The organism is Lysinibacillus sp. NPDC094403 (assembly GCF_050278745.1).
Classification (GTDB): Bacteria; Bacillota; Bacilli; order Bacillales_A; family Planococcaceae; genus Lysinibacillus.
The window spans coordinates 36,136-62,066 of sequence record NZ_JBNNTL010000009.1 but is presented as its reverse complement, the minus strand read 5'-3'; the positions used below and the strand labels follow the sequence as shown (position 1 = coordinate 62,066).

The 25,931-nt window shown below is 37.4% G+C and carries 26 protein-coding genes and 1 pseudogene; 15 read left to right on the top strand and 12 right to left on the bottom strand.

All coding sequences use genetic code 11. From position 1 onward, the window contains the following. The first annotated feature begins 3 nt into the window (after nucleotides 1–3). From ACQKMV_RS14740 to ACQKMV_RS14710, 7 genes are read left to right on the top strand one after another with little or no spacing between them, the layout of a single operon-like run. The gene (locus tag ACQKMV_RS14740; RefSeq protein WP_427504847.1) at nucleotides 4–1,458 is read left to right on the top strand and encodes an aldehyde dehydrogenase family protein; all 1,455 of its coding nucleotides are present in this window, start codon (nucleotides 4–6) and stop codon (nucleotides 1,456–1,458) included. A gap of 15 nt (nucleotides 1,459–1,473) precedes the next feature. Then, entirely contained in the window at nucleotides 1,474–2,502 is a 1,029-nt protein-coding gene (locus tag ACQKMV_RS14735; protein WP_427504845.1) for an ABC transporter ATP-binding protein, read from the top strand. Further along, nucleotides 2,477–3,454 (top strand): ABC transporter ATP-binding protein, encoded by a 978-nt coding sequence (locus tag ACQKMV_RS14730; protein ID WP_427504844.1) that lies wholly within the window; start codon nucleotides 2,477–2,479, stop codon nucleotides 3,452–3,454. Before ACQKMV_RS14735 ends, ACQKMV_RS14730 begins: the two co-directional genes overlap by 26 nt. 37 nt (nucleotides 3,455–3,491) lie before the next feature. Beyond that, on the top strand, nucleotides 3,492–4,463 hold the full coding sequence (locus tag ACQKMV_RS14725; RefSeq protein WP_427504842.1) for a P1 family peptidase: 972 nt from the start codon (nucleotides 3,492–3,494) through the stop codon (nucleotides 4,461–4,463). Between the two features lie 12 nt (nucleotides 4,464–4,475). After that, a complete protein-coding gene (locus tag ACQKMV_RS14720; protein WP_427504841.1) occupies nucleotides 4,476–6,023 on the top strand; it encodes an ABC transporter substrate-binding protein in 1,548 nt (515 codons plus the stop codon). A gap of 17 nt (nucleotides 6,024–6,040) precedes the next feature. Further along, nucleotides 6,041–6,982, top strand: a complete 942-nt coding sequence (locus ACQKMV_RS14715) for an ABC transporter permease (protein ID WP_427504840.1) — start codon at nucleotides 6,041–6,043, stop codon at nucleotides 6,980–6,982. A gap of 14 nt (nucleotides 6,983–6,996) precedes the next feature. Then, entirely contained in the window at nucleotides 6,997–7,824 is an 828-nt protein-coding gene (locus ACQKMV_RS14710) for an ABC transporter permease (RefSeq protein ID WP_427504838.1), read from the top strand. On the opposite strand, the gene ACQKMV_RS14705 is transcribed toward ACQKMV_RS14710, so the two are convergent. From ACQKMV_RS14705 to ACQKMV_RS14695, 3 genes and pseudogenes are all read right to left on the bottom strand, one after another. Next, nucleotides 7,813–8,184 carry a helix-turn-helix domain-containing protein gene (locus ACQKMV_RS14705; protein WP_427504946.1) on the bottom strand — a complete coding sequence of 124 codons (372 nt, stop codon included), beginning with the start codon at nucleotides 8,182–8,184 and terminating at the stop codon, nucleotides 7,813–7,815. The two genes, ACQKMV_RS14710 and ACQKMV_RS14705, sit on opposite strands and share 12 nt — an antisense overlap. A 9-nt stretch (nucleotides 8,185–8,193) precedes the next feature. Then, nucleotides 8,194–8,394 (bottom strand): annotated as a pseudogene (locus ACQKMV_RS14700) (PucR family transcriptional regulator); the annotation flags it as partial. A 252-nt stretch (nucleotides 8,395–8,646) separates the two neighbouring features. Next, entirely contained in the window at nucleotides 8,647–9,099 is a 453-nt protein-coding gene (locus ACQKMV_RS14695) for a MarR family winged helix-turn-helix transcriptional regulator (RefSeq protein ID WP_100542996.1), read from the bottom strand. 255 nt (nucleotides 9,100–9,354) lie between these two features. Between ACQKMV_RS14695 and ACQKMV_RS14690 the strand changes: the two genes are divergently transcribed. Beyond that, nucleotides 9,355–9,786 (top strand): GNAT family N-acetyltransferase, encoded by a 432-nt coding sequence (locus tag ACQKMV_RS14690; protein WP_427504836.1) that lies wholly within the window; start codon nucleotides 9,355–9,357, stop codon nucleotides 9,784–9,786. Nucleotides 9,787–9,871: 85 nt separating this feature from the next. Here the strand turns inward: ACQKMV_RS14690 and ACQKMV_RS14685 are convergent, their stop codons facing one another. The 7 genes from ACQKMV_RS14685 to ACQKMV_RS14655 form a co-directional block, all read right to left on the bottom strand. Then, nucleotides 9,872–10,636 (bottom strand): aminoglycoside 6-adenylyltransferase, encoded by a 765-nt coding sequence (locus tag ACQKMV_RS14685; protein ID WP_427504835.1) that lies wholly within the window; start codon nucleotides 10,634–10,636, stop codon nucleotides 9,872–9,874. A 63-nt stretch (nucleotides 10,637–10,699) separates the two neighbouring features. Next, the gene (locus tag ACQKMV_RS14680) at nucleotides 10,700–11,089 is read right to left on the bottom strand and encodes an RDD family protein (RefSeq protein WP_427504834.1); all 390 of its coding nucleotides are present in this window, start codon (nucleotides 11,087–11,089) and stop codon (nucleotides 10,700–10,702) included. A 40-nt stretch (nucleotides 11,090–11,129) separates the two neighbouring features. Then, entirely contained in the window at nucleotides 11,130–12,104 is a 975-nt protein-coding gene (locus tag ACQKMV_RS14675) for a carbohydrate kinase family protein (protein ID WP_427504833.1), read from the bottom strand. Then, complete coding sequence (locus ACQKMV_RS14670; protein WP_427504945.1) at nucleotides 12,097–13,002, bottom strand: DMT family transporter; 906 nt, start codon at nucleotides 13,000–13,002, stop codon at nucleotides 12,097–12,099. Before ACQKMV_RS14670 ends, ACQKMV_RS14675 begins: the two co-directional genes overlap by 8 nt. A 229-nt stretch (nucleotides 13,003–13,231) precedes the next feature. Then, complete coding sequence (locus ACQKMV_RS14665) at nucleotides 13,232–14,482, bottom strand: glutamate-5-semialdehyde dehydrogenase (protein WP_427504831.1); 1,251 nt, start codon at nucleotides 14,480–14,482, stop codon at nucleotides 13,232–13,234. Between the two features lie 12 nt (nucleotides 14,483–14,494). Further along, nucleotides 14,495–15,589 (bottom strand): glutamate 5-kinase, encoded by a 1,095-nt coding sequence (gene proB / locus ACQKMV_RS14660; RefSeq protein WP_427504829.1) that lies wholly within the window; start codon nucleotides 15,587–15,589, stop codon nucleotides 14,495–14,497. Between the two features lie 534 nt (nucleotides 15,590–16,123). Continuing rightward, entirely contained in the window at nucleotides 16,124–16,507 is a 384-nt protein-coding gene (locus tag ACQKMV_RS14655; RefSeq protein WP_427504828.1) for a sodium:proton antiporter, read from the bottom strand. A 367-nt stretch (nucleotides 16,508–16,874) separates the two neighbouring features. Between ACQKMV_RS14655 and ACQKMV_RS14650 the strand changes: the two genes are divergently transcribed. From ACQKMV_RS14650 to ACQKMV_RS14635, 4 genes are all read left to right on the top strand, one after another. Further along, nucleotides 16,875–17,057, top strand: coding sequence for a hypothetical protein (locus ACQKMV_RS14650; RefSeq protein ID WP_427504826.1), 183 nt, complete (start codon nucleotides 16,875–16,877; stop codon nucleotides 17,055–17,057). A 13-nt stretch (nucleotides 17,058–17,070) separates the two neighbouring features. Next, nucleotides 17,071–17,868: a DUF3658 domain-containing protein gene (locus ACQKMV_RS14645; RefSeq protein ID WP_427504825.1), complete on the top strand. Its 798-nt coding sequence runs from the start codon at nucleotides 17,071–17,073 to the stop codon at nucleotides 17,866–17,868. 483 nt (nucleotides 17,869–18,351) lie between these two features. After that, entirely contained in the window at nucleotides 18,352–19,023 is a 672-nt protein-coding gene (locus ACQKMV_RS14640) for a response regulator transcription factor (RefSeq protein ID WP_427504824.1), read from the top strand. Further along, nucleotides 19,020–20,378, top strand: coding sequence for a sensor histidine kinase (locus tag ACQKMV_RS14635; protein ID WP_427504822.1), 1,359 nt, complete (start codon nucleotides 19,020–19,022; stop codon nucleotides 20,376–20,378). Before ACQKMV_RS14640 ends, ACQKMV_RS14635 begins: the two co-directional genes overlap by 4 nt. 77 nt (nucleotides 20,379–20,455) lie before the next feature. On the opposite strand, the gene ACQKMV_RS14630 is transcribed toward ACQKMV_RS14635, so the two are convergent. Then, complete coding sequence (locus ACQKMV_RS14630) at nucleotides 20,456–21,337, bottom strand: LysR family transcriptional regulator (protein WP_427504821.1); 882 nt, start codon at nucleotides 21,335–21,337, stop codon at nucleotides 20,456–20,458. Nucleotides 21,338–21,988: 651 nt separating this feature from the next. Here ACQKMV_RS14630 and ACQKMV_RS14625 point away from each other — a divergent pair. From ACQKMV_RS14625 to ACQKMV_RS14615, 3 genes are all read left to right on the top strand, one after another. Continuing rightward, the gene (locus ACQKMV_RS14625; RefSeq protein ID WP_427424405.1) at nucleotides 21,989–22,741 is read left to right on the top strand and encodes an alpha/beta hydrolase; all 753 of its coding nucleotides are present in this window, start codon (nucleotides 21,989–21,991) and stop codon (nucleotides 22,739–22,741) included. Between the two features lie 183 nt (nucleotides 22,742–22,924). Next, entirely contained in the window at nucleotides 22,925–24,262 is a 1,338-nt protein-coding gene (gene brnQ / locus ACQKMV_RS14620; RefSeq protein WP_427504820.1) for a branched-chain amino acid transport system II carrier protein, read from the top strand. Between the two features lie 194 nt (nucleotides 24,263–24,456). Further along, nucleotides 24,457–24,876, top strand: coding sequence for an MFS transporter (locus ACQKMV_RS14615; RefSeq protein WP_427504818.1), 420 nt, complete (start codon nucleotides 24,457–24,459; stop codon nucleotides 24,874–24,876). Nucleotides 24,877–25,136: 260 nt separating this feature from the next. On the opposite strand, the gene ACQKMV_RS14610 is transcribed toward ACQKMV_RS14615, so the two are convergent. Continuing rightward, nucleotides 25,137–25,895 carry an SDR family oxidoreductase gene (locus tag ACQKMV_RS14610; RefSeq protein WP_427424399.1) on the bottom strand — a complete coding sequence of 253 codons (759 nt, stop codon included), beginning with the start codon at nucleotides 25,893–25,895 and terminating at the stop codon, nucleotides 25,137–25,139. Between the last annotated feature and the right edge of the window lie 36 nt (nucleotides 25,896–25,931).

The following is a 25,931-nucleotide window of genomic DNA, read 5'->3' as shown; positions in this document are numbered from 1 at the left end:
CAGGTGAAAAAAATACCGATGTTTATAAATGGTGAATGGGTTCACGCTGGTATGGAGGCATCATTAGATGTTATGAATCCCTCTACTGGTAAAGTCATTGCTCAAATTACGAATGCGAGTAAAACTCATGTCGACGAGGCTGTACGTGCAGCTCGTGTAGCGTTTGAAAGTGAAGAATGGCGGAAAATAAAGCCTTATGAACGGGGACAGCTACTTGTTGAATTTGCGCACTATATTCGCAAGCATGCAGAGGAATGGAGTTTATTAGAATGTCGTGATGTTGGAAAGCCGTTAACACAAGCACGAGCGGATATTGAAGCAGCAGCTCGCTATTTTGAGTTTTATGGCGGAGCTGCTGATAAAGTAATGGGGGACACGATTCCCATTGAAGACGGGATTTTCAATGCGGTAGTGTTAGAGCCTGTTGGAATTACCGTACATATCGTGCCTTGGAATTATCCTATTCAAATCACAGCGAGAAGTGTAGCGGCTGCAATTGCTACTGGCAATGCAGTAATTGTCAAAAGTGCTGAGGATACGCCATTAACTACACACGCCATAACGGAATGGTTTGCGGATAAATTGCCGAGAGGTATTTTTCAGCATATTACAGGCTTAGGTTGTGATGTAGGGCCGTATTTAACATCCCATCCTGATATCAATCATATTACGTTTACAGGCTCTGTTCCAACGGGCATTGCGGTGATGAAGTCAGCCGCTGAAAATGTTGTACCTGTGACGTTAGAGCTTGGTGGGAAATCACCAAATATTGTTTTTGCGGACGCCGACATGGAGCAAGCGCTTGAGGGAGTTGTACGTTCCATAATTCAGAATGCCGGACAAACATGCTCTGCAGGGGCAAGACTACTAATTGAAGAAAGCGCCAAAGAAAAATTTCTTGCACAATTAGTGCAAAAATTCCAAGCCTTAAAAGTTGGTCCGGGTGAGGCAGACGTTGATATGGGGCCACTTCTAAATGAACGACAATATACGAAGATTTCCACACTGCTGCAAAAGGCGAAGGAAGATGGCTATGTGATTACTGGTGGTGAAACACTGACGATTAAGGGCTATGAGAAAGGATATTATGTTGAACCAACAATACTGGCAGGGGTAGAAGCCAACGATACACTTGCACAGGAGGAAATTTTCGGACCGGTATTGACTGTATTGTCGTTTACGACGGTTGAGGAAGCAATTGCCTTAGCGAATAGTACAGACTACGGCTTAGTCGCAGGGATTTGGTCGAAAGATATAGATACTGCACATTATGTAGCAAGCCGTGTAAACGCTGGACAAGTGTTTGTTAATAACTATGGAGCAGCGGGCGGAATTCAAATGCCGTTTGGTGGCTATAAAAAGAGTGGCATTGGTCGAGAAAAAGGTTTTGTCGCTTTAAGAAATTATACGCAAATGAAAAATATCGCAATACGCTATGCACCATCAAATCTAAAGTGAGATGGAGGAATGCATATGGATCAGTCTAAAGATAATCAGTTGCTACTAGAAGTAAATCATTTAAAAATTATATTCCATTTAAAAAATGGCAAGCATGCTAAAGTTGTTGATGATGTAAGCTTTACGATTCGTAAGGGAGAAACAGTTGCGCTTGTAGGTGAGTCTGGAAGCGGTAAAAGTATTACATCGTTATCAATTATGCGATTACTGCCCATTCCACCAGGAGAAATTACAGCTGGTACCATTAAATTGAATGGTAAAAATCTCTTAGACTATAAAAATAAAGAGATGAGCACTATAAGAGGCAATGAAATTAGTATGATTTTTCAAGAGCCGATGACATCATTAGATCCAGTTTTTACTATTGGCAATCAAATGATGGAAGGAATTCGAAGACATCAAAAGATTCCCAAAAAAGAGGCAAGGGAGAAATCTCTACAGCTGTTAAAAGAAGTTGGTATTGCCAATGCAGAAAAGGTTATTGCTGAATATCCGCACCAATTATCAGGTGGGATGCGCCAGCGTGTCATGATTGCGATTGCAATGTCTAATAACCCTCAGTTACTGATTGCTGATGAACCAACAACGGCACTGGATGTAACAGTACAGGCACAAATTTTAAAGCTTATGATGAAGCTGAAGGAAGAACATAATTCAGCCATATTATTTATTACGCATGATATGAGCGTTGTAGCAGAAACAGCAGATCGAGTTATGGTCATGTATGCAGGGCAAATCGTAGAAGAAGCACCGGTGAGAGAGCTTTTTATGAATCCAAAGCATCCGTATACAACTGCCCTTTTAAAAACAATGCCTAATCTAGAGACAGATGTTAAAAGATTGCCGTCAATCCCAGGCACTGTTCCACCAGCTTATGCGTTACCAGAGGGCTGTCGCTTTGCACCACGCTGTCCATTTGCGATGGAACTATGCCATGACGTACAGCCGGAGGTAATCCGTATTCAAGACAAGCATAAAGTGCGTTGTCATTTATTCACAGAGAAGGGGGCGCTTGATCATGACGAAGAAAGAAGTTTTGCTTGAAATCAATCATTTAAAAGCCTACTTTCCTGTGAAACGTAAGTCGATGAAGGAAGAGAAAAAAGTCATTAAAGCAGTCGATGATATTTCTCTTGAAATATTTCGTGGTGAGACGCTTGGGATCGTAGGAGAATCCGGCTCCGGAAAATCGACGTTTGGCCGAACTATTTTAAAACTCGTCGAACCGACCGAGGGAGAAATTTTATATAATGGACAGCCCATTCAGCAGTTAAAAGGTAGTAAGTTGCAAACCTATCGCAATCAAATGCAAATGATTTTTCAGGATCCTTTTGCATCACTCAATCCTCGTATGCGAATAGGTACCATTATTGAAGAACCGATGAAGCTGCAATTAACATTAACGAAAGAGCAACGCAAAGAACGTGTAAAAGAGCTTTTACAAAAGGTGGGTCTCCCAGAAGATGCTATACAAAAGTTCCCGCATGAATTTTCTGGCGGTCAAAGACAACGAATCGGTATTGCGCGGGCTCTTGCTATTCATCCAGAGTTCATTATTGCGGACGAGCCTGTATCTGCACTAGATGTTTCGGTGCAGTCACAGGTCTTAAACTTAATGATGGATTTACAGGATGAATTTCATTTGACCTATTTATTTATTTCACATGATTTAAGTGTTGTGAAACATATTAGCGATCGAGTGGCTGTGTTGTATTTAGGGAGGGTAGTAGAAATTGGCGCGAAGAAAGAATTATATGCTAATCCTTTGCATCCATATACGCAGGCTTTGCTATCAGCCATTCCAGTGATCAACTTTGATGAACCGAAACAAGAAATACTGTTACAGGGTGAATTGCCAAGCCCTATGAATCCTCCGGTAGGTTGTGTGTTTCATACACGTTGTCCTTATGTGATGGAAAGATGTCATCAGGAACGACCTGTGCTTCAGGAAGAAAATCTACATCAACGGGTAGCGTGCTTTTTATATGATAAATAGACTGGAAAATCAGTTTTTTTGGAGCGAGGTGTGAATTATGTTTGGAAATATTACAGATGTGCCTGGAGTTAAAGTTGGACATGCAGAAAATAATGAAGGAATTACAGGCTGTACAGCAATTTTAGTGGAAAATGGTGCAGTTTGTGGTGTCGATGTAAGAGGCTCAGCGCCGGGCACGCGAGAGACTGATGCGCTTGATCCAATTAACGAAATTAATCATGTACATGGGATTTGCTTGTCCGGAGGAAGTGCGTTCGGATTGGAGGCTGCGACAGGAGTAATGCAATTTTTAGAGGAGCAGGGGGTTGGTGTGGATGCAGGCATTGCTACAATTCCAATTGTTCCTAGTGCAGTGCTGTTTGATTTATTTATCGGAGATCCAAAGACAAGACCTACTGCTCCAATGGGCTATGAAGCAGCTAAGAGCGCGGTCGTTGGTCCATTTGCAAATGGTAATACAGGAGCTGGTTATGGTGCGACTGTAGGGAAGTTGGCAGGTCCTCAATTTTGTATGAAAGGGGGACTAGGTAGCGCCTCTATAGCTGGCAAAGAGGGTGTTGTAGTGGGCGCCATCGTTGCTGTCAATGCTGTTGGGGATGTAAAAGATCCTAATACAAGAGAAACACTAGCAGGTGCAAGGAATCCGAAAACAGGGGAATGGATTGATTGCTGTGCTTATTTAGAGGAGCATGTGCAATCCGAAGCATTGTCTGGTACGAATACGACAATCGGTGTCATTGCGGTAAATGCCAAGCTGACAAAAGCAGAGGCGAAAAAAATAGCCCAGCTTACACAAAATGCTCTCGCACGAACAATTTATCCTGTGCACACAATGCTGGATGGAGATACGATCTTCGTGCTTGGTACAGGAGCAAAAACATATCCAGTTGACTATTTGGGTTATTTGGCTACGAAAGCTATGGAGGAAGCGCTAATTGCTGGCATTAAAGCTGCTGATAAATTAGCTGAGGTAGAAAGCTATAAAAGCATTCAAATAATGAGCACATAAGGGGGAAATGACATGAGGCTGAAGAACAATTGGTTGATGCTGTTGTTGACATTGATAGTAGGTTTACTGATCAGTGCCTGTTCAAATGATGACAAAAAAGACGCCAGTTCTGGAGAAAAGTCAGTAGCAGAGTTACCTCAAGACATCGTAGTACGTATAAATGATGACCCAGATTTTTTAGATCCACATAAGGCAACGGCATCAATTTCGTACCAAATGATTCTCAATATTTTTGAAGGACTAATGGCACCGGAAACAGATGGAACTTTAAAAGAAGGGTTAGCCGAAAGCTATGCAATATCTGACGATGGTTTAACATATACATTCAAAATTCGTCCGGGTGTGAAATTTCATAATGGTGAGGATTTAACGATTGAGGATATTCAGTATTCATTTGATCGTTTAATGGGGAAAAACGGTGGCGAAAAAATGTCAAATAGCTTTGATAATGTGGCGTCAACGGAAGCACCAGATGCCAATACATTTGTGATCAAGCTAAAGGAGCCAAACTCCAACTTCTTATATTCACTAACTGCTCGACAATCAGCCATCTTACCAAAAAGCAATGATGGTAAGCATAATGAAAACCCAATAGGTACTGGACCATTTGCTTTTGTAAAATACTCTCCTGGTACAAATTTAGAGTTGAAGAAAAATGAAAGCTACTGGAAGAAAGGGTTACCATACTTGAATAAAGTGACGTTTACGTTCCAATCGGATGATCAAGCGGCGATTATGAGTTTAATGGCCAATGAAGTCGATTTAACGAGTGTACCTTGGCATCGCGTAAATGAAGTAGAAGGTAACTATAACTTATCTCATCAAAATAATAACTCTTCATTAATCGTTACATTTAATGAAACTAAAGCACCTTTTGATAATGTGAAGGTCCGTCAAGCAATCAACTACGCTATTAGTAAGTCCGATATTATTGACTCAGTGTTTGCAGGCTATGCTGTACCACTTGGTTCAAATATGAGTCCAGCGATGGGGGACTATCAAAAGAAAGGCTTAGAAGATATGTATAAGCGTGATGTGGAAAAGGCTAAAGCATTATTAGCTGAAGCGGGCTATCCTAAAGGCTTTAAAACAAAAATTACGGTGTCTTCGCACAATGAGATTTATTCAAATATCGCGCAAATCGTTGCAGCTAATTTAAAGGAAATTGGTATTGATGTAGAGATTGAAGTTGTAGAATGGGGAATTTGGCTTGACCGAGTTTACTTTGGCCGCGACTATCAAATGACAACAATCGATTTAACAGGTCGTGCCTCTGCTTATGAAATTTTAAATGATTACATTTCAACAAATGATAGTGAAAACTTCTTCAGATTTAAAAATGCTGAATACGACAAAATTATGGCAGACGTTTTAAAGGAAACAGATCAGGCAAAACAAATTGATTATTACCATCGTGCACAGGAAATTTTAGCTGAGCAGGCAGCAGCGGTTTACATCGCAGATTATCAGATTGTTTGGGGTTCTAATAAGCAAGTTACTGGATTAAAGAGCTACCCATTCTGGTTCCATGATATTTCTGAGGTTAAATTTTCTAACTAGAAAGGGATGAGTGCTAGATGATGTATATAATACGTCGATTCATCCTGTTAATAACAACCATCCTTCTAGTGTCGATGATTACATTCGGTGTTTTTCAAATTTTACCTGGTGATCCGGTTCGGACAATGTTAGGTACTGAAGCGGATCCCACACAAATTGAAAATTTGCGATCAGAGCTTGGCCTGAATCGCCCCCTTTATGAGCAATATACAGATTGGATGAAGGGATTGTTGACAGGAGAATTAGGAAAATCTATTCGTTTTTCAATGCCAGTAAAAGATTTACTGTTTGACAGATTACCTGTAACGATGTCATTGGCTGGGCTCACCCTCTTAATTGTGCTACTCATTTCCTTACCATTGGGGATGTTTGCGGCGAGAAGACAAAATAAAATCAGTGATGTGTCGTTGTCGACAGTGACGCAAGTTGGAATGGCTATTCCTTCTTTCTGGCTTGGTATGATACTCATTTTATATATTGGCATGCAGTTCAGCTTCTTTAAAATAAGCGGGTATATTCCGTGGACGCAAAGTGTAGCAGGAGCGTTAAGTACGCTTGTTCTCCCAGCATTAACAATTGCGATTCCACAAATTGCGGTCAATTTCCGCTATGTTCGTACGGCTATTTTAGAGCAAGTTCAGCTCGATTATGTGCGTTCGATTCGTAGTAAAGGGATGTCTGAGCAAAATGTTATGTATAAGCATGTCTTAAAAAATTCCATGATTCCAATATTAACGGTATTTGGATTAATCATGGCTGAGGTTGTTGCCGGAACGATTATTGTGGAGCAAGTATTTTCACTGCCAGGTGTTGGTCAACTCCTCATCACGGCTATTAGTAATCGTGATTTTCCATTAGTACAGGGAATCGTTATGTATATTACTGTTGCGGTGGTCATGATCAATTTTATGGTCGATATTTTATATTCTGTGTTAGATCCTAGAATCCGATTACGATGAGTGAGGTGGATACGATGAAAAATATACTAAGGTACATGAAAAATATCAATTTAATCATTGGTCTACTAGTCATTGTCGGTTTTCTAATCGTAATGATTACCAGCTTTTTTTATACACCACATGATGTGAACTCGATGAATATACCACAAAAATTACGAAGCCCAAGTAGTGATTATCTTTTCGGTACGGATGAATTTGGTCGTGATATTTTTAGCCGTATTATGAAAGGAACACAAACGGCTTTTGCAGTCGGTCTACTAACGGTATTTATCGGAACAATTTTTGGTATTGTAATTGGTGGTATAGCGGGGTATGTAGGTGGTTGGATCGATGAAATTTTTATGCGCATGATGGATGCATTAATGGCCTTTCCAGGAATTATATTAGCTTTAATGCTCGTTGCAGTATTTGGACCAGGGATTGTAAATACAGCTATTGCATTAGGTATTATTGCTATACCGGCCATTGCCAGAATTACACGTAGTGGTTTCGTCCAACATCGTGACAATGAATATGTCTTAGCGGCAAAGTTAATCGGCGTAAAACCTTATAGCATTATGTTCCGCCATATATTACCTAATATTTCATCGCAGATTATCGTCGCTGCTACTGTGACCTTTGCGACTGCGATGCTTGCGGAGGCGGCACTAAGTTACTTAGGGCTTGGAGTGCAGCCACCAAACCCTAGTTGGGGACGAATGTTAAAAGACTCTCAAGCCTATTTAGTTGGAGCCCCTTGGTACACCTATGCGCCAGGTGGAGCCATTACAGTACTTGTTTTAGGTTTGTATATGCTTAGCAATGCGTTACGAGATTTTATGGATCCACGTTCAAAAGCGTAAGATATCAGGTGCTGTTTTTTTCAATAATTCATAGGCTTTCACCGCTATTTCTATATTGAGACGATGAGGGGCCTGTAAAAAATCAGCACCTAAAATGTTTTCAAGTCGTTCAATTCGTTTATAGAGTGTTTGACGGACAATAAATAATTGTTCAGCTGTATCATTTTTTGCACCATTGCATGCTAAATAAACACAGAGCGTTTGATAAAGGTCATTACCATTCTTTTGATCAATCAACAGTATTTCTTGTAAATAATCTTTAACGTATTGCAAAAGGGTGGCATTGTCCTCACGTAATATCAATCTGTAAACACCTAAATCCTTATAGTAAATTGAAGAAGCAAGTTCATTGTGTTGCATTTGAATGGTTGTTTTTGCCTCCTTATAGCCTTGATGTACGCTGTTAATGGATTGATAAACATTGCTAATGCCAATTGTAAGGGTTATTTTCTCTAAAAGCTGTGGTGTTTTTCGAGCAGCAATCTGCTGTATAGCTTGATTAAAAGAGTCACGATTTTCTTCCACATTATCTGCTGCAATGTAAAATGCAAGGATAATAATTTCATGCTGTCGAACCGAAACAGTAGGGAAAAAGCCAAGTTTTTTTTAAATGGAACGAACAAACATGACATTTTGTAGCTGAAATTCTTGCCAGTCTTCTTCTGAAAAGGTATTGGCATAGTCAAGAATATTAAACACAACTACACGATAAAATAAGTTACCGGGGATAGAGGTGAACGGGATGTATTGCGTGGAGAGATAAAAAGGTATTTTTCACTAAAAGAAGGCGATTCCAAATGCTCAGAAGCGCAGGAATCACCTTTAATAATTTCGTGTATGACCTTTTTTTACATATTCCCAATCAGTTTCAATGTTTTGACGAATACGAATTAATAAGTCGTGAATACTGTCAATTTCTTCAGGAGAAAAACCATCTAAAGCTCTAGCATTCGAATAGTCTCCTTCTCGTTTTAAAAATGGATAAATCTTGAGACTTTTGTCTGTCGGGAAAAGCTGTTTGTTTTTCTTGTTACCAATTTCATTACGCTTTTCTACAAAGCCTTTTGTCTCTAACTTTTGAATCGCTCGAGAGGCAGTTGTGCGATCTACCTTTAATAGTTCAGCAACCTTTTCCTGAATAATACCAGGATTTTCACAGATGCGGGTGACATACAAATATTGTCCCTTTGTCAAATCGAGTTCTTTAAACTCAATATTACTAATGGAATCAAGTGCCCGCGCAATCGCACCAATATCTCGCAAAATTTCCTTCATTAATTGCCTCCGAAAAATTTATTGTATTTGCAATAAAAAATGCTCTATACTATATATTATCATCCATGCAAGGAAATATCACTTCATAACTACAGTGGGGTTCTTTTACAAAGCGATTCTAGCGGCGAAGAGAACGGCTTTAGCGGCGGAAAGAGCAGTTTTAGCGGCGAAGCAAACCGGCTATACCGGCGGAAAACAAAGTTCTATCAACGGAGAGTACGCTCCTAACAGCAAAAAACGAGGAGGAATATAAAAATGAACACGAAAAAAATTACAGATAAACAGGATTTACAAACAGCATTTGCCATTCGTCAAAAAGTTTTTATAGAGGAGCAATTGGTGCCGAAGGAAGAAGAATTTGATGAATTCGACACGTTAGATGCGGCATGTGATCATATTCTTGTGTACTATAACGATCAACCTGTTGGTACTGGTAGACTGCGAGTTGTTGATGGCTACGGCAAACTAGAGCGTATATGTATATTAATAGAATTCCGCAAATTTGGTTTAGGTAAAGTAATTATCCAAAGTTTAGGGGAGATAGCACTTGAAAAAGGTTTAACAAAATCTAAATTAAATGCGCAATCCTATGCAGAGGGCTTTTATGAAAAATTAGGCTACAAGCGTGAAGGTGAAGAATTTATGGATTGTGGTATCCCACATATTTTAATGAAAAAAACAATTTAATAAGGTGTAGGACGTACTGGCCACAAGCTGGATTTAACGATTAAAAAATAGCAAACTAGATTTAATATTAGTTTGCTATTTTATTTTAGTGCAATAACTCTTTTATTTTTTCCCATAGTGGCTTAATTTTTTCTTTATTCGGTACATTTTCAAATATCCAACCTGATTCATTGTTGAAGGCGTTCACTAATTTCCTTACTGCAATCTCATGTGTTACAAGGCTCATATTGTTCATAATATCGACTATCTCATCTAATGGGGCAGTAGGTAACGAGTTATATAATGCTTTGAGTCCAAGTAAAGCTCGTTCAGGACAATATTTATGTAATAGTACTTTTGCGAAGTGTTCTAAACTATTCCGTAGTAAATGAACACTCCAAATCTCATTTCCACGTTGAGCACTCGAATAATATTGATACAAATACCAGATAGTATCATCTACGGCATCTTGAAATTCAAGTGGGGTTAAAGACAAAGTTGTATTTTTCTGTTTAGCCATAAGAATTCCATTTGGATCAAATAATACTTTTATGGCATCTTTATTACTTATCTCAGAGGGAGTCACGGTAAATAAATCGATATGAATCATATCTTCATATACGACTAATAGCTGGGGTGCAATAATATAAATGTCATCGACAAATAATGTTTTCTTATAAGCTTCAATATGTTTCTTACGGTTAGGCAAAAATGCTTCGATATTTTCTTCTTTAACAACGCAATAAATATCGATATCTGAAAATTCATCATGTTCCTCTCTAGCCATAGATCCTCTTAAAAATACAGTTTCAATATATTGATCTTCTTTTAAACTTTCAAGTAACACCTTAACAACATGGTCTAATTTCAAGTGTCGTCACTCCTTCTATTGAAATAGACTACCCAAATAATATTTTGAGCAGCCTTATTTTTGCTAGATTTCCTTAACTACAGTACCTGAGAAGCTATCGTGAGGAAGAAGTTGTCCATTTTGTTGTTCGAATGCTTTTGGATTTTTTAAGTAATCGAAAGTGCTAATTGAGTCACGGTAAGCCATTCGTTTCATAATTTGAGCGGAAGTCAGCTTAGGCCCATTTTCATTTTCAAGAACTAGTCCCATTTTTTTGTAGCCAACTGTTTGTCCTTTTTTACGTAATTGTGCAAATTCAAGTGACCACATAATGACTGTTGGTGTTACGATGGCATGAATTGCCTCGTTTTTTACTTTTTTTCGCAGGACATATTCCACTCCAACAGTGACAGCCGATGAAATAGCCAAATCAATTAGAAATGCTTTTGTTCGTTTTTTTGTAATAGATTTCACTCGATCTCCTCCTCATACAACAGATTAAATGCCAAAAAATTTAAAAGAGTATATTATCTTTAAATGGCAATTCATGCTTAGTAATGTAAGAAGCAATGGCACCACGTTTTTCTGTCGAAGCTCCAGCATAGTGATTCGCGAACGTAAGGAGGGGGATAGCATGCAACGTACAAAAATCGATTAGATTGATCGCTGTAATTTGTTTGCTTAGGAGAATAGCTAACAATGCTCCGATAAAAGCATCGCCCGCTCCGGTTGTATCAATTGCGTGGACCTTGTCAGCTGGTACTTTGACATGAAGCTTTTTAGTATAAAGACTTGCACCCTCAGCTCCACGAGTAATTATGAGTACTTGTACTTTCCCTTGAAATAATGAATGAACTGCTGTTTCCTCATCCTCAATCGTTGTTAAAAATAAAAGCTCCTCCTCGGATAATTTAACGATATGGACCTTTGGTAAAAATTCTAAAATGGTTTGACGACATGCTTTCTCATCATTCCATAGTGGCAAGCGAACATTGGGATCAAAAGACACAAGACTACCTGCCTGATGAGCTTGTTCTATCAAGGCCACATGTGCATGTTTCATGGGGCTTTCCACTAAATTAACTGAACAAAAATGAAGAATATCTTTTGCCGTTAATAGACTAGGAGGGAGTTGCTCTTTGTTGTAAAGTAAATCTGCTGCCTGGCGGCGATAAAATAAGAAGTCACGGCCTCCATCACTTGTCAAAGAAACAAAAGCTAGACTTGTTTCACCTTCAACAGTTTGAACAATATAGTTCGTATCAACATCAGCTTTTTTTAACGTTTCTATAAGAAAATCTCCAAAAGCATCCTGACCTACCTGTGTAATGAGGGCTGCTGGTTGCCCAAGCTTTGCACAAACAGCTGCAACATTGGCAGGTGCCCCACCAGCATTTTTAGTGAATTGCTCAACTGTAGCTAGGGAGGCATTTTGTTCAGTAGGTGTAAAATCAATTAATAATTCACCAATTGCATAAAGTTTACTCACGGTATAATATCTCCTTTACATCTGTCTGAGGCACACGCTTTTTCTTTGGAACGTAAATTGTGTAAAAAATGCCGCCAAAAATTAATACAATACCAACTGTTTGCATGAAACTCGGCATAAAATCAAGCAACAGCATATCGAGTAAAATAGCCACAACAGGGTCAACAAATACTAATACTGAAACTAGAATTGTAGAGAGGCTACGAATACTATCAAAAAATAAATAATAAACAAATCCTGTATGAATAAAGCCTGTTCCTAAAATATATAGCCAGTTTGTTGTTGTTAAGCCTTCAAATAAAGAAAAATTAACAAATGGGAATAGTATGACAATTCCGACTGCAGTTTGGATATATGTTAATGCGTAGGAGCTAAGCTTTGTTATCGTTTTACTTGTTAGCATCGTAAACGCGTAAAACAATGCAGACAGTAATGCCCAAATAAAGCCCGATTTCATAAATTCAGAGAGTGACAAAAAATTATTTAAGCCAATAATGAACATACTGCCGATAAAACAAGTTACAGTTGCTAGCAATGCTTGAATAGTCATCTTTTCTTTTAAAAACAATGCACCAAATATTAATACGAATATTGGTGCTAAATTATAGATAGAAATGGCAATGGAAATCGACATTTCTTCAAAGGCTTTAAATAAAAATACCCAGTTTAAGACTATAAAGACACCGCATATAAGTGTACGTAATATTTCTTTTTTATCCCATTTCTCCGTTTTATGACCACCTGTGACAAGCCACATTCCGCCTAGAAAAAGGGTAGCGCAAATACATCTGACAAAAACTAGCTCGGTAGCAGGTACGCCAGTATGAACGGTAAAAAATCCAATTGAGCCAAAAAGGGCCATCGAAACCGTTAGTTTGATAATCGCTGAAGTGTTTATACTAAAACCTTCTCTCTACTATAAATTATTATAATTCTTGACACTTGTGAAAGTAGGGGAGACTTAACATTTTCGCTCCGTTATACTCAGGTATAGGCTGGAGCTAATTGGCAAAGAAAAGAATACGCGCCCGCTCCTGTAAGAATCTTTCAATCATTAGGTTCAAAAAATAAGCAAAGAAAGCCGACAGCGGATGTTAACTGTCGGCTTTTCATGAATAGTTCTACAATTATTCTCGGGTTTGTCCGTTACCGTGAATGTAATACTTTGTAGATGTTAACGCTGGTAAACCCATTGGTCCACGAGCGTGTAATTTCTGCGTACTAATGCCGATTTCTGCACCGTAACCGAATTCAAAGCCGTCTGTGAAGCGAGTTGAGGCATTGTGATATACAGCTGCAGCATCCACGCTATTTAAGAAAGTTTCTGCTACTAGCTGATCTTCTGTCAAGATCGCTTCAGAGTGGTTCGTGCCGTATTTATTAATGTGCTCGATTGCTTCATAAACATTTTCCACAATTTTAACGCTTATCTTTAAATCTAAATATTCAGTTGCATAGTCTTCTGCAGTTGCTGGTTGAGCGAAATCAAGAGCTTGACAAACGGTTTCATCACCGATAATTGTCACACCTGCTTGATGCATAGCCATTAATAGCTGTGGGCCGTGTTCAGAAAACCAATCAGGATGAATAAGTAAGCTTTCTGCGGCATTACAAACCGAAGGACGTTGTGTTTTGGCATTGATACAAATTTTTTCTGTTTTTATGTAATCGGCCGCTTGGTCCACATAAATATGACAGTTTCCAGCACCTGTTTCTAGTACTGGTACAGTGGCTTCATTTACTACTAGGTCAATAAGTGCCTTTCCGCCACGAGGAATCAAAACATCTAAGTATTCTTTTAAATGGAATAATTCTTTTACAGTTTCACGATTTGTATCCTCGATTAATTGTACAGCGTCCACAGGGATAGACGTTTTTCTAAGTGCACGATGAATACTTGCCACAAGAGCTATATTAGAATATTTAGCAGAAGAGCTACCACGTAAAATGACCGCATTACCTGTTTTCAATGATAATGTTGCTGCATCAACTGTTACATTAGGACGCGCTTCGTAAATCATCCCAATTACGCCTATTGGTACGAGACGCTTTTCAATTAGTAATCCATTATCTTTTTCTATTCGCTCTAAGAGACTGCCTACTGGATCATTTAATTCAACAAGTAACTGAATAGCACTAGACATAGCCTCTACGCGTTCCTTGTTTAGCATGATGCGATCAAGTGTAGAAGCGGGCATTCCCTGTTTCTCGCCATTTGCTAAATCCTTTGCATTTTCAGCAATGATATTATCTTGGTCGATAATTAATTGCTCGGCAATTTTTGTAAGAGCCTCATTTTTTTCACAAGTTGTTTTAATATTTAATATATAGCTTGCGGCCTTTGCTAACTTTCCTTTTTGTTGAACTTCACTTGTCATGTGTATTCCTCCTTAATTTGCTTGAATTTTAAGCCATTTATCTCGGTGAATGACCTCAATTGGATAATTCGCTAACTCATCTGTACGTTTTCCCATCGCATGTGCTAACTCTAGGGAAGAATATAAGACCTCACCACGACCAAGCAGTCCCTTGTTACTAAATACTTCGACAACGTCACCATTTGCGAAGTCACCTTCGACACGAAATACACCAGCAGGTAACAAGCTTTTCCCATTTGCCAATAATGCATGTTCAGCACCGTTATCTATAAAAATTTTACCAGAAACTTCCGTAAGTGCAATCCACTGTTTATTATTTGTTAAAACAGCAAGCGCGTCATGCTCAACATACGTACCATCACCACGTCCTTCGACTATGTCGACAAGCTTATTAGCACCGTGACCAGTTCCGATAAACACCTTGACGCCTGCATTTAAAGCTGCTCTAGCTGCTAGTAATTTAGATTCCATACCACCTGTACCGACCTTTGAACCTGCACCATCTGCGAAGCCAAGCATTTCATCAGAAACTTCTGTTAAATGATCAATACGTTTGGCATCTGGGTTTTTATTTGGATTGGCGTTATACAAGCCATTGATGTCTGTTAAGATAATGAGCTGATCGGCATGAACAAGACCACTTACAAGTGCCGATAACATGTCGTTATCTCCAAAGGTTAATTCACTGACAGATACCGTATCGTTTTCGTTAATGATTGGTAGCATGGAGCGCTCTAATAATTCCTCAAATGTAGCATAGGCATTTTTATAGCGCTCTTTTTTTGAAAAATCAGTGCGTGTCAGTAAAATTTGAGCAGGCACAATATCATAAATGCTAAATAAAGCATTATAGGTTTGAATAAGTAAACTTTGTCCAACTGCTGCCGCAGCCTGTTTCCCTTTCACTGTGATAGGACGAGAAGGGTAGCCTAGCTGTTTAAAACCTGCTGCAACTGCACCTGATGAAACAAGTAATACTTCATGACCATAATTTTTTAATTCAGCTATCGCTTGAACATGATCCATTAAACGGATTTTATCAATTTCACCTTTTGCGTTTGTTAAGGAGCTACTCCCGATTTTGACGACGATTCTTTTTCTTTCCATAACAATACCTCCAATTCGCTGTTTCACTTGCATTATTATTTAATCTTTAGTAGCGGCTAGATTTCGCTACAAAAATAATTGTTGAAAGAAGTTAAAAATAAAAAAACCTTTTCATCCTAAAAAATTAGGACGAAAAGGCTTGCTTTCCGTGGTACCACCTACATTGAACGTCATTGACATTCCACTTTGCTCATAACGCTTGAGACTGCGCCTAGTTTAGCTAGGACGTTTTACGAAGTAGGTTCTTTAGTCTTTCTTGTACAATGCCTTACAGCCGATGGGCATCGCTTTCTGGTCAAGTAGTTTCTAGATACTAGTCTTCGCTCGCTTTATTGTATAATTCAATATCTTTTTTGGATGGATTCACATCATATACTTTCGATAGATGTTCCATTTCTAAAAAGTAATTGAATAAAGAATGCACTACTTTAGCATGTCTGTCAAGCTGATTAGGAATGTTAATAGAAGTTTTGAATAAATCAGTAGGTATATAGAACAATCGAGGGTAAAGTGTGAAGGGGAACACAACTTCGATTACTTGAACCACCAGATTGCGACTAATAGTGGGAGCATCGCTAAAACAATCACGAAAAAACTCCATACTATTTGTTTTCCTGAAGACATATTTTTCGGTTTAATACTCATTTGTTCATAGAGTTCGTTGATGGCACGTTGTTCTTTTGCATAAAGCATTGTTTGAAATTCATCGTAATCTTGAATATAACTTGAGGGAGGGCGAGGGCTAAAGCGCAAACTTCGAATATCGTCAGTAATCTCTTTTTCACCTATCCAATAAGTAATAACTGGCGCTAACCCTGAAGTTTGCGTAGCCTGTACCCCGATATTATGTGTTTTCATTTTATAATAGACATTTCCTTGCTCGTCTTCATATTGCTTTACAATGTCACTTACTGCCATCGACAAACACCTCTTTCTTTAAAACAATGCGACTTTTTCATTTTGATAATATTCATTATAAGGTATTAAAGGAGAAAAGTGTCGCTTAAACGAGCATAATTAATTGAATAATTTTGCTTGTGAAATTTAGTAGAATATATCGCCATGTAGTATAATGGAAACAAAACCATATTATAATGGTTCTTTTCTAAAAGTAATTGTTCATTACCGAAAGCTGAGGATGACATTTTGTTAAAAAGTATTGTCATGTATATAAGTTGATCTTCGTTCTGGCTGGACAACTCTTTTTAAATCAAAAGATTTCGTTATTTTTCTTAGCACTATTGCACAATTTGTAAATCGTTCTTATGATCATGTAGGTTTACAGATGTTAATTTTGGGTATTGTATTTTTAGTTCAAGAGCTTATACTATTTACATTATTTAGTTTTTCTGCCGGTAAATTAAGAAAAGTAATTATTGGGAAGCCTGCAATTGCTAATCGCTTAAATATGATTCAAGGCGTACTTTTCACTTTTATTGAAATACAAATAGCGCTGAGTAAACAGTAAAAGGGGGATTTTCATGGCAATTTTACATATAACGTTTAGTTTATCTACACAAGGCTCAATCAAACATGCGATACGACAACATCATTTACAACGAGATGAGTCGGTGCTTAGTGTCAACGAGATTTTCTCAATTGGTCCGCTAAGTAGCTCAGAAGAACGAAAAAGCTGGTTAAAAGCCAATATCTTTAGGGACAGTGAAGAGCGTGAATTGAACGAGGATCTTCATAAAGAATGGAAGAAAAAAATTGCAGGTTTACCTTGCGATGTTGATGTCTGGGTTTGGTACAGCCAAAGTACTCATGAAGAGATTGGATTACGTTATGTCATGAGCGAATTGATCAATAGATGTAGTATGGTATATGGGATTGATGCCACAGATGGCTTGAAACGTGTACAGCCAAATATGATGATTCGTCAAACAGGTGAGCTTTCGTCAGACTTGCTAATGAAGCTCCGTTCTGAGGCAAAGCGCTTTTCTATTGATGAGTGTCAGCAACTTGCAAAGGAATGGGAAGAGCTGAAACAAAACCCTAGTACATTGCGAGTTTGGAAGAATGGGATTGAGCATGTAGCGGAAGAAGCATTGGATCCTATCATTATGGAATGTGCGGAAAGAGCACATGCCGAACTAAATGAGGAATGGCTTTTACCGATGCGTATCATCGGTGAAACAATTGGGACAATTGATGACTATTTAAGTGAAGAGTTTGTGGAGAATCGCCTGATGATCCTTGCTAAGAAGGGACTTTTTGAGATTGATGGCGATACAACAGATATGTATTCGTATCATATTAAATATATAGGGAAATGATTATAAAATAGCTTTTTGAAGTAACCACCTTTTATACGGAGAAGGTGGTTTTTGATATTGAATAAAAGAAAATCAAAAATAAGAAATACTCATTAAAAATTTATGGTACTCTTAAAACTTTTTCTGTTCTCACTTTTAGGTAGTTGCAAAAAAGTTCTTTTAAATGGAGATTATAGGATGAAAAACATATGAGCTTCGATGTATTATCATACAAACAGATAGTCTTTTCGGAAAATGACCCAAATCATAAATCAACTGAAATGAGGCTCATCATCAAAAGTTAGGAATGACATTTGTAAACGTATCTGACTTGTTGGGGAACGGCGTCACAAATGAGACCCCGAAGCGTTTCAACGGATTCTCCCAGTCAGAATAGAAGTCGACCTACATTATGGTGATAAAGTACATAGAACTGCAAGAAAATTGTTAGTTTTTCTATAGTTCGGTAACATGATAATAGTATTAATCTTAGGAGGGTTCTCATTGAAGAAAGTATTAATTATAGAAGATGAGGAAAGAATTACGGAATTTTTAGAGTTAGAGCTTACACACGAAGGCTTCGATGTGACGGTTATCCATGATGGTCGTGAAGGGCTAGATACAGCACTGAATCAGCATTTCGACCTGATTCTCTTAGATTTAATGCTACCCCATTTAAACGGTACAGAAATTTGTAGAAGAATTCGACTTGTGAAAGAAACACCCATAATTATGCTTACTGCAAGAGATAGCATTATGGATCGTGTGATGGGCTTGGATGTGGGTGCTGACGATTATATATCTAAGCCTTTTTCAATTGAAGAACTGTTAGCGAGAATGCGTGTGATTTTTCGTCGAAATGAACGTTATGAAAAGAATGTTATCAAACACTTAAAATTTAAAGAAATACTTGTTGATATGATGTCTCGAACGGTTACGAAAGAGAATGAAGAAATAGCTTTGACGAAAAGAGAATATGAACTTCTTTTAATGTTTTTACAAAATATAAATCATGTACTTTCTCGGGAAGTGATATTGGAAAAAATTTGGGGATATGAAACGGAAGTGGAAACGAATGTTGTAGATGTCTATGTTAGATATTTGCGCAATAAACTTCAAAATGATGAAGAGCATTATATTCATTCTGTTCGTGGCGTTGGGTATGTAATGAAATGATGAAATCGTTAAAGCTAAAAACAAAAATTATTTTATGGACAACGATTCTGATGATTAGTTTATTCGTTTCTTATAATATATTGCAATATTTTGTGGTAAACAGTTGGATGATTCATTATGAAGAACAGTCGATTGCACAGAAGATGATTACAATACAAAATCTATATGCTGACAAAAAGCTATCTAGCCAGTTTATTAAGGAAAATGAATCGTTCATTCATTCAATTAATGAAAAATCAGAGACTATTCGTATATTGGATAAAGAAGGGGAAAATGTTATCGCGGTTAGTGAAGGTGAGTTATTGAATGTACCTTCTAAGGTAGTCCCAAACGGACGATTTGAATTAATCAAAGTGGATGACGACCGACTGTTAGTGTATAGAGAGCCTTTAAATGATACTAATTTTGAAGTTGAAATTGTTCGTAATATGGAGAATTTCGAAAATTTATTAGGGCAATTTGGCTTTGTTATGTTTTTGTCAGGAGTTGGTGCATTATTCATAAGTTTTGTAGGTGCGCTATTCATTTCTAAACAAATCGTTAGACCAATACAGGATATTTCCCGAACACTTACAAAAATCAAAAAGGTTGGTTTAGAAGAAAGAGTGCAAGTACAGCCTGCGCAAGATGAAATTGCCGAATTAGCCAATCACTTTAATGAACTGATGGATCAATTAGAAACTTCATTTAATCAACAAAAACAGTTTGTGGAAGATGCTTCACATGAATTAAGAACGCCGATTTCGGTGTTGAATGGAAACTTAATGATGTTAAATCGTTGGGGAAAAGACGATCCAGAAGTGTTAAATAAATCATTGAATTCATCTTTAAAAGAAGTGAATCGAATGGAAAAATTGGTAAAGGATTTATTAGAGTTATCTAGACTAGATTCCGAAAAAATAAAAAATGTCTCTCTTTTATTAGATAATCCCGAAAATATTATTGAAAAAGTTATCAATGATTTTAAAATTACACATCCAGATTTCTCTTTTTCATTTCAAATAACTAAAGGTGAAGCATTGACAATAACAGAAGGGCATCTTGAACAAGTACTTACAATATTAATCGATAACGCTATTAAGTATTCCAATGATGAAAAAAAAGTAAACATCTATTATTATCACAATGAATTAACTGTACAAGATTTTGGAATCGGTATACCTGAAGAAGATATACCTTTTGTTACAAATCGTTTTTATCGAGTGGAAAAATCACGTAATCGAAAAAAGGGAGGATACGGGATTGGGTTATCCATTGCCCAAAAATTGATGGACAACTATCACGGCAAATTATCTATTAAAAGTCAAATAGGTGAGGGCACGTCTGTAACACTGACTTTTCCAAAAACTATTTGAACATATATAAAGAGCGAGTAACAATTACGAAAGAGGTGAATTGTTACTCACTTTTTGTTTTAGTCCATTCTAATGAATTATTTTTTTTCGTAAAAATCGAAAACAAATTGCTGAAATTGTCGTGCTGATGGTGGAAGATATCGATTTTCAATCCAAGCCATACCTATTATTCGTTCACAAATCATATCCTCCACACGAATTTTAGCTAATTTATTTGGATTCAAGTCTTCGTCAAAAGGCAGCAACGATACGCCAAGCCCAGCACCTACAAAACCAGCAACTGTTGACACCTCATCACCTTCAAATGTAATTTTCGGTTTGATACCTGCAGCATTTAATAATTTATCAGCTGTACGGCGCAATGCGTAACCCTTTTTCATTAGAACAAAATTCTCATGTTCAAGTTCCTTCATTTTGATGCTTTTACGGCTAGCGAGGGGATGATCGATTGGCACCATAATATAAAGCTCATCACGCCAAAGCTCCTTCCAGCAAACAGGTGGCTCCGTATCTATCGCTGCAAGTAAGCAAAGATCTAACTCTCCCGCGAGTAATTGCTTCAACTGGGAATGAGAGTAATTTTGTGTAAAGTGAAAGCGTATATGTGGATGGTTCTGACGGAATGAGCGGATCAAGTCAGGTACGATGCTAGTCCCTAGAGTATGTAAAAAACCGAGTGACACATCTCCTAGCTCTGGGTTATTCAACTCCTGTAATTCCAAAACTGCCTTTTCATATTCCTTACGCATGCGTTGGACGCGATACAAAAAAAGCTCTCCATACCGGTTGAGCATAATCGAGCGTCCTTGTCGGTCAAACAATGGAACGCCTAATTCCTCTTCAAGCTTTGAAATAGAACGACTTAATGCTGGCTGAGAAATCGCTAATGTTTCAGCGGCACGAGTCATATGCTCAAGCTTTGCTACTGTGACAAAATATTCTAATTGCTGCCACTCCATTTTTTCACCTCTATTCCCGTTATTTTTGAGTTAACTGCATTATAACGGTAAAAGAGTAGGAAGTATAGGCATAAAGATGAAACTTAATCAGTGGTGGGTTCTTTATTCACCACTGATTATTAGTCTTCCCCAATCGGGCTTTTACGGGCAGTTAATCTCCTACTTTACTTTTAGTTTTTGCTGAATTTTGAGGTGGGATTCTTTTACTTGTCGTATCGCTTTCTGTAAAGATAAATTACTGCCTGTTAAAGCGGGATAAAGTGAAACTTAATCAGTGGTGGGTTCTTTATCCACCACTGATTATTAGTCTTCCCCAATCGGGCTTTTACGGGCAGTTAATCTCATGCCTTACTTTTAGTTTTTGCTGAATTTTGAGGTAGGATTCTTATCCCTGTCGTTTCTCTTTCTGTACAGATAAATTACTGCCCGTTAAAGCGGGAAAAAAAAATTTAAAAAAACTTAGAACTTAAAAAGAGGAATGCAAAATTAAAGTAACGGAAAGCGTTATATAACATGCATTAACCTCACATCATTAATGCATGAAATACATTAATATGATAAAAACTATAAATTGTACATTATGAATAAAGGGTGTTAAGATAGACACATAAAATACACAATTACAAATTTCCGTGAAGGGGATATTATAAAATGAATTTATCAAAGCCACAACCTCTAACAATTGAGGGAGGCAAAAAGGCCGTACTATTACTGCATGGATTCACAGGTAGCACAAAAGATGTGAAAAAACTGGGAGAATTTTTATCAAAACGTGGTTATACAGTTCATGCACCGATTTATAGTGGGCATGGTGTAGAACCAGAAGCATTACTTGAAACTAAACCGGAAGACTGGTGGAATGATGTTGTGGAAGGTTATAACTTCCTAAAAAGTAATGGTTATGAAGAAATCGCGGTAGTAGGAATTTCACTTGGCGGCGTATTTTCGTTAAAAGTAGCAGAGAAGTTTCCTGTGAAAGCATGTGTTGCTATGTGTGCACCAATCACACGCGATAACTCAAAAGGCTTATTTACACGTTTATATCATTACGCTCGTTTATATAAACATTTTGAAAATAAATCAAAAGATCAAATTATTTCAGAATTACATGAGCTACGTATTACACCAAAGGATTCATTAGACGGTGTTACACGTTTAACAACAGAAACACGCGATGAATTATCTACAATTAAAGCACCTACATTAGTATTACAAGGTTCATTAGATGATGAGCTTTATCAAGAAAGTGCACCATTCATTTTAGACACTGTGGAAACAAATGATAAAGAGATTATTTGGTATGAAAATTCTGGTCATATTATTACATTAGACAAAGAGCGCGAAAAAGTGTATGAGGACGTATATAAGTTTTTAGATCATATAGAGTGGTCTGTAGCAAACTAAGGGCTGTCAACAGACAGCTCTTTTAGTTTTGTCTATTTAACGCTAGGAACTGTACAATTAACGATTTTAAAAGAAAAAACTATTGTTTTTAAAATAAATGCTTGATACTATAGTGGAATTGTAGCGAAAAATCTCTATTTAAATTATTTGCAATAGTTAAATACATCTAAGGAGTACATCAAAATGCAACAGAAAATACCTTTTTCAACATATGCAGTCATTGGTACAATGCTATTCGGACTGTATTTTGGAGCAGGGAATCTTATTTTTCCAATTCAACTTGGACAATTAGCAGGGACCAACTTTTGGTTTGGCCTAATTGGATTTTTAGTAACAGCTATCGGTTTACCGTTTCTAGGTATTTTAGCTATTGGTTTATCAGGTAGTAACGGTTTGCGAGACTTAGCGAGCCGTGTTCACCCGTTATTCGGTGTCATCTTTTCATTAGCCCTCTATTTAACGATCGGTCCTTTTTTTGCGATTCCTCGTACAGCGACAGTTCCTTTTGTTGTTGGCTTTGAACCATATATACAAGCTGAGCATACAACACTTTTACTTGCTTTATTTAGCTTTGTATTTTTTGCCATCGTTTTTTATTTCTCATTGAATCCAGCAAAAATTATGGATTATATCGGAAAATATTTAACACCAGCTTTTTTGATTGTGTTATTTATTTTAATTATTACTAGTATTGTAAAACCGATGGGGCATTTCCAGCAGCCAATGGGAGATTATATTGATTCAGCATTTATGACAGGCTTTAAAGAAGGCTATAACACAATGGATGCGTTAGCCTCATTAGCTTTTGGTATTGTTGTTATTAACGCGATTAAAAGCGCAGGAATATCTGATCGAAAAGAAATTGCTAAAGCAACGTGGAAATCTGGTATTTTTGCCATGGCATTAATGACGTTAATATACGGTTTAATAACGTATATGGGGGCATCGAGTATTGATGCTGTTGGTACATTTGATAATGGTGGCTTAATATTTGCCGCAGTGGCAGATCACTATTTTGGTTCATACGGGGCTATTTTATTGGCAGTTATTATTGTCCTTGCTTGTTTAAAGACAAGTATTGGCTTAATTACATCTTGTAGCGAATTCTTCCACGAGATATTCCCGAAAATTAGCTATAAATGGTTTGTATTGTTATTGTGTATTGTTTCGTTTATGATAGCAAACTTCGGATTAACGAATATTATTAAGTTTGCTATTCCAGTGCTAATGTTCTTATATCCGATAGCGATTGTCTTAATAATACTTGCATTAAGCTCATCACTATTTAAAAATAAGCAAACGGTATACGCGATTGCTATGATTTTTACAATTTTTATTAGTATCATTGATGGTTATAAAGCGTTAGTGGCCAGCATTCCTGCAGCGAAACTAGGTATTTTTGATGCTATTGAAAAAGCTTATTCGAACTTTTTACCTTTTTACGATATAGGCTTAGGCTGGATATTACCAGCGCTAATTGGGGCATTTATAGGATGCTTATTCCCAGCAAGAAGAGCGTAAAAGTTTGAAATGAGGCTGGGACAAAAAGAAAAATGTTAGACCAATTAAATCGGTCTAACATTTTTTTGATTTTAGATGGGGAAATTCAATTTGATGAAGTGGAAAAGTTATTATCTCTTTTCGCTATTTTTCAAAATAAACGAGTTCTGTCCCCGCCGCATTTTTGTTTTGAGATTTAATCACATACTGATTTAATGGGACACTTAAGTGATGTTTGGGGTCGGAAGTCAATCTATCTTACAGGAGCCGTTCTAACTGCATTTTGGGGATTTATTGGGTTCCCAATGATGGATACAGGGAATGATTGGATCATTATGGCTGCCATTATTATTGGTTTATTCATACAATCGATGACGTATTCACCGTACTCAGCATTAATGACAGAGTTATTCCCAACTCATATTAGATATACAGCTTTGTCTTTATGTTATCAAGTAGCACCAATTTTAGCAGGCTCATTGGCTCCATTAATTTCATTAAGTCTTCTAAAAAAGTTTTATAGTTCCATCCCGATTTCAATTTATTTGGTCATAGCAAGTATCATTTCTATTTCATGTATGTTGCTAGTAAAAGAAACTAAAGGAAAATCACTCACTTTTAAGAAAGCTCAGTAAATATTTTCGTTAGCCATAGATTAAGCTAAAGCCAATTAGCAAATTGAAAAGAATGATCTCTTGGAATAGCGTGTCTCTAAGAGGTCATTTTTGATTTTTTATCATTTTCTTAATATAAAAAGGGTACAGGAATGCATTAATATGCATTAACTTCAACGGATAATGGCCAAATACAAAATGAGTTCGATACAATACCGAACTCATTTAAAACATGCTACTTCATGAAATAACCTTAATTATTTCATATATGCTATAAAAAATTAGTAAGCTGTCCAGCCACCATCAACAGCAATTACTTGTCCGTTGACAAAGCTTGCTTCATCTGAGCCAAGGAAAATAGCAAGTTGAGCGATTTCCTCAGGTTGTCCAGCACGTGGGTTAATGGACATACCTAGTGCTTGGCGAGCTGCACCTGTTTGGCTCACATTTGTCATAGTAGAGGCAATGTTTGTGATAACTGCACCTGGAGCGATACCATTGCAACGAATATTTTTATCTGCATACATAAATGCTGTGTTTTTTGTTAGACCAACAACAGCATGCTTAGAAGCAGTGTAGGCAGCCCCAGCACGAGCGCCATATAGACCGCCAGCAGAAATATTGTTAACAAAGACACCGTGTCCTTGAGCAAGGAAAATCTCTGTTGCCATCCGCATTGAACGCATTACAGCAGTTGTATTTACCGCGAATACTTTGTCCCATCGTTCATCAGAAACTTCCCCAACTGGTTCCATTCCATCCATGATACCAGCATTATTTACTAAAATATCTAATTTGCCATATGCATTTTTTGTTTCATCAAACAAGCGTTGTAAATCTTCAGTTGAAGCGACATTTGTTTGAACGGCGATCGCTGAGCCACCAGTTGCTTCGATACCTTCAACAACAGCTTGTGCACCTTCTAAATTTAAGTCAGAAACTACGACTTTTGCTCCTTCTTTGGCATAACCTTCTGCAATTGCTTTACCCATACCTGACGCTGCACCTGTAACGATTGCTACTTTACCTTCTAATCTCATCACAAAAACCTCCTATTATTTATGTTGTTTCACCAG

What these genes read in the sequence shown, in the direction of transcription:
- ACQKMV_RS14735 (WP_427504845.1), top strand. Translation starts at nt 1,474, where the DNA reads ATGGATCAGTCTAAAGATAATCAGTTGCTACTAGAAGTAAATCATTTA.
- ACQKMV_RS14730 (WP_427504844.1), top strand. Translation starts at nt 2,477, where the DNA reads ATGACGAAGAAAGAAGTTTTGCTTGAAATCAATCATTTAAAAGCCTAC.
- ACQKMV_RS14725 (WP_427504842.1), top strand. Translation starts at nt 3,492, where the DNA reads ATGTTTGGAAATATTACAGATGTGCCTGGAGTTAAAGTTGGACATGCA.
- ACQKMV_RS14720 (WP_427504841.1), top strand. Translation starts at nt 4,476, where the DNA reads ATGAGGCTGAAGAACAATTGGTTGATGCTGTTGTTGACATTGATAGTA.
- ACQKMV_RS14715 (WP_427504840.1), top strand. Translation starts at nt 6,041, where the DNA reads ATGATGTATATAATACGTCGATTCATCCTGTTAATAACAACCATCCTT.
- ACQKMV_RS14710 (WP_427504838.1), top strand. Translation starts at nt 6,997, where the DNA reads ATGAAAAATATACTAAGGTACATGAAAAATATCAATTTAATCATTGGT.
- ACQKMV_RS14705 (WP_427504946.1), bottom strand. Translation starts at nt 8,184, where the DNA reads ATGCAACACAATGAACTTGCTTCTTCAATTTACTATAAGGATTTAGGT.
- ACQKMV_RS14695 (WP_100542996.1), bottom strand. Translation starts at nt 9,099, where the DNA reads ATGAAGGAAATTTTGCGAGATATTGGTGCGATTGCGCGGGCACTTGAT.
- ACQKMV_RS14690 (WP_427504836.1), top strand. Translation starts at nt 9,355, where the DNA reads ATGAACACGAAAAAAATTACAGATAAACAGGATTTACAAACAGCATTT.
- ACQKMV_RS14665 (WP_427504831.1), bottom strand. Translation starts at nt 14,482, where the DNA reads ATGACAAGTGAAGTTCAACAAAAAGGAAAGTTAGCAAAGGCCGCAAGC.
- proB (WP_427504829.1), bottom strand. Translation starts at nt 15,589, where the DNA reads ATGGAAAGAAAAAGAATCGTCGTCAAAATCGGGAGTAGCTCCTTAACA.
- ACQKMV_RS14655 (WP_427504828.1), bottom strand. Translation starts at nt 16,507, where the DNA reads ATGGCAGTAAGTGACATTGTAAAGCAATATGAAGACGAGCAAGGAAAT.
- ACQKMV_RS14650 (WP_427504826.1), top strand. Translation starts at nt 16,875, where the DNA reads ATGTTAATTTTGGGTATTGTATTTTTAGTTCAAGAGCTTATACTATTT.
- ACQKMV_RS14645 (WP_427504825.1), top strand. Translation starts at nt 17,071, where the DNA reads ATGGCAATTTTACATATAACGTTTAGTTTATCTACACAAGGCTCAATC.
- ACQKMV_RS14635 (WP_427504822.1), top strand. Translation starts at nt 19,020, where the DNA reads ATGATGAAATCGTTAAAGCTAAAAACAAAAATTATTTTATGGACAACG.
- ACQKMV_RS14630 (WP_427504821.1), bottom strand. Translation starts at nt 21,337, where the DNA reads ATGGAGTGGCAGCAATTAGAATATTTTGTCACAGTAGCAAAGCTTGAG.
- ACQKMV_RS14625 (WP_427424405.1), top strand. Translation starts at nt 21,989, where the DNA reads ATGAATTTATCAAAGCCACAACCTCTAACAATTGAGGGAGGCAAAAAG.
- brnQ (WP_427504820.1), top strand. Translation starts at nt 22,925, where the DNA reads ATGCAACAGAAAATACCTTTTTCAACATATGCAGTCATTGGTACAATG.
- ACQKMV_RS14615 (WP_427504818.1), top strand. Translation starts at nt 24,457, where the DNA reads ATGGGACACTTAAGTGATGTTTGGGGTCGGAAGTCAATCTATCTTACA.
- ACQKMV_RS14610 (WP_427424399.1), bottom strand. Translation starts at nt 25,895, where the DNA reads ATGAGATTAGAAGGTAAAGTAGCAATCGTTACAGGTGCAGCGTCAGGT.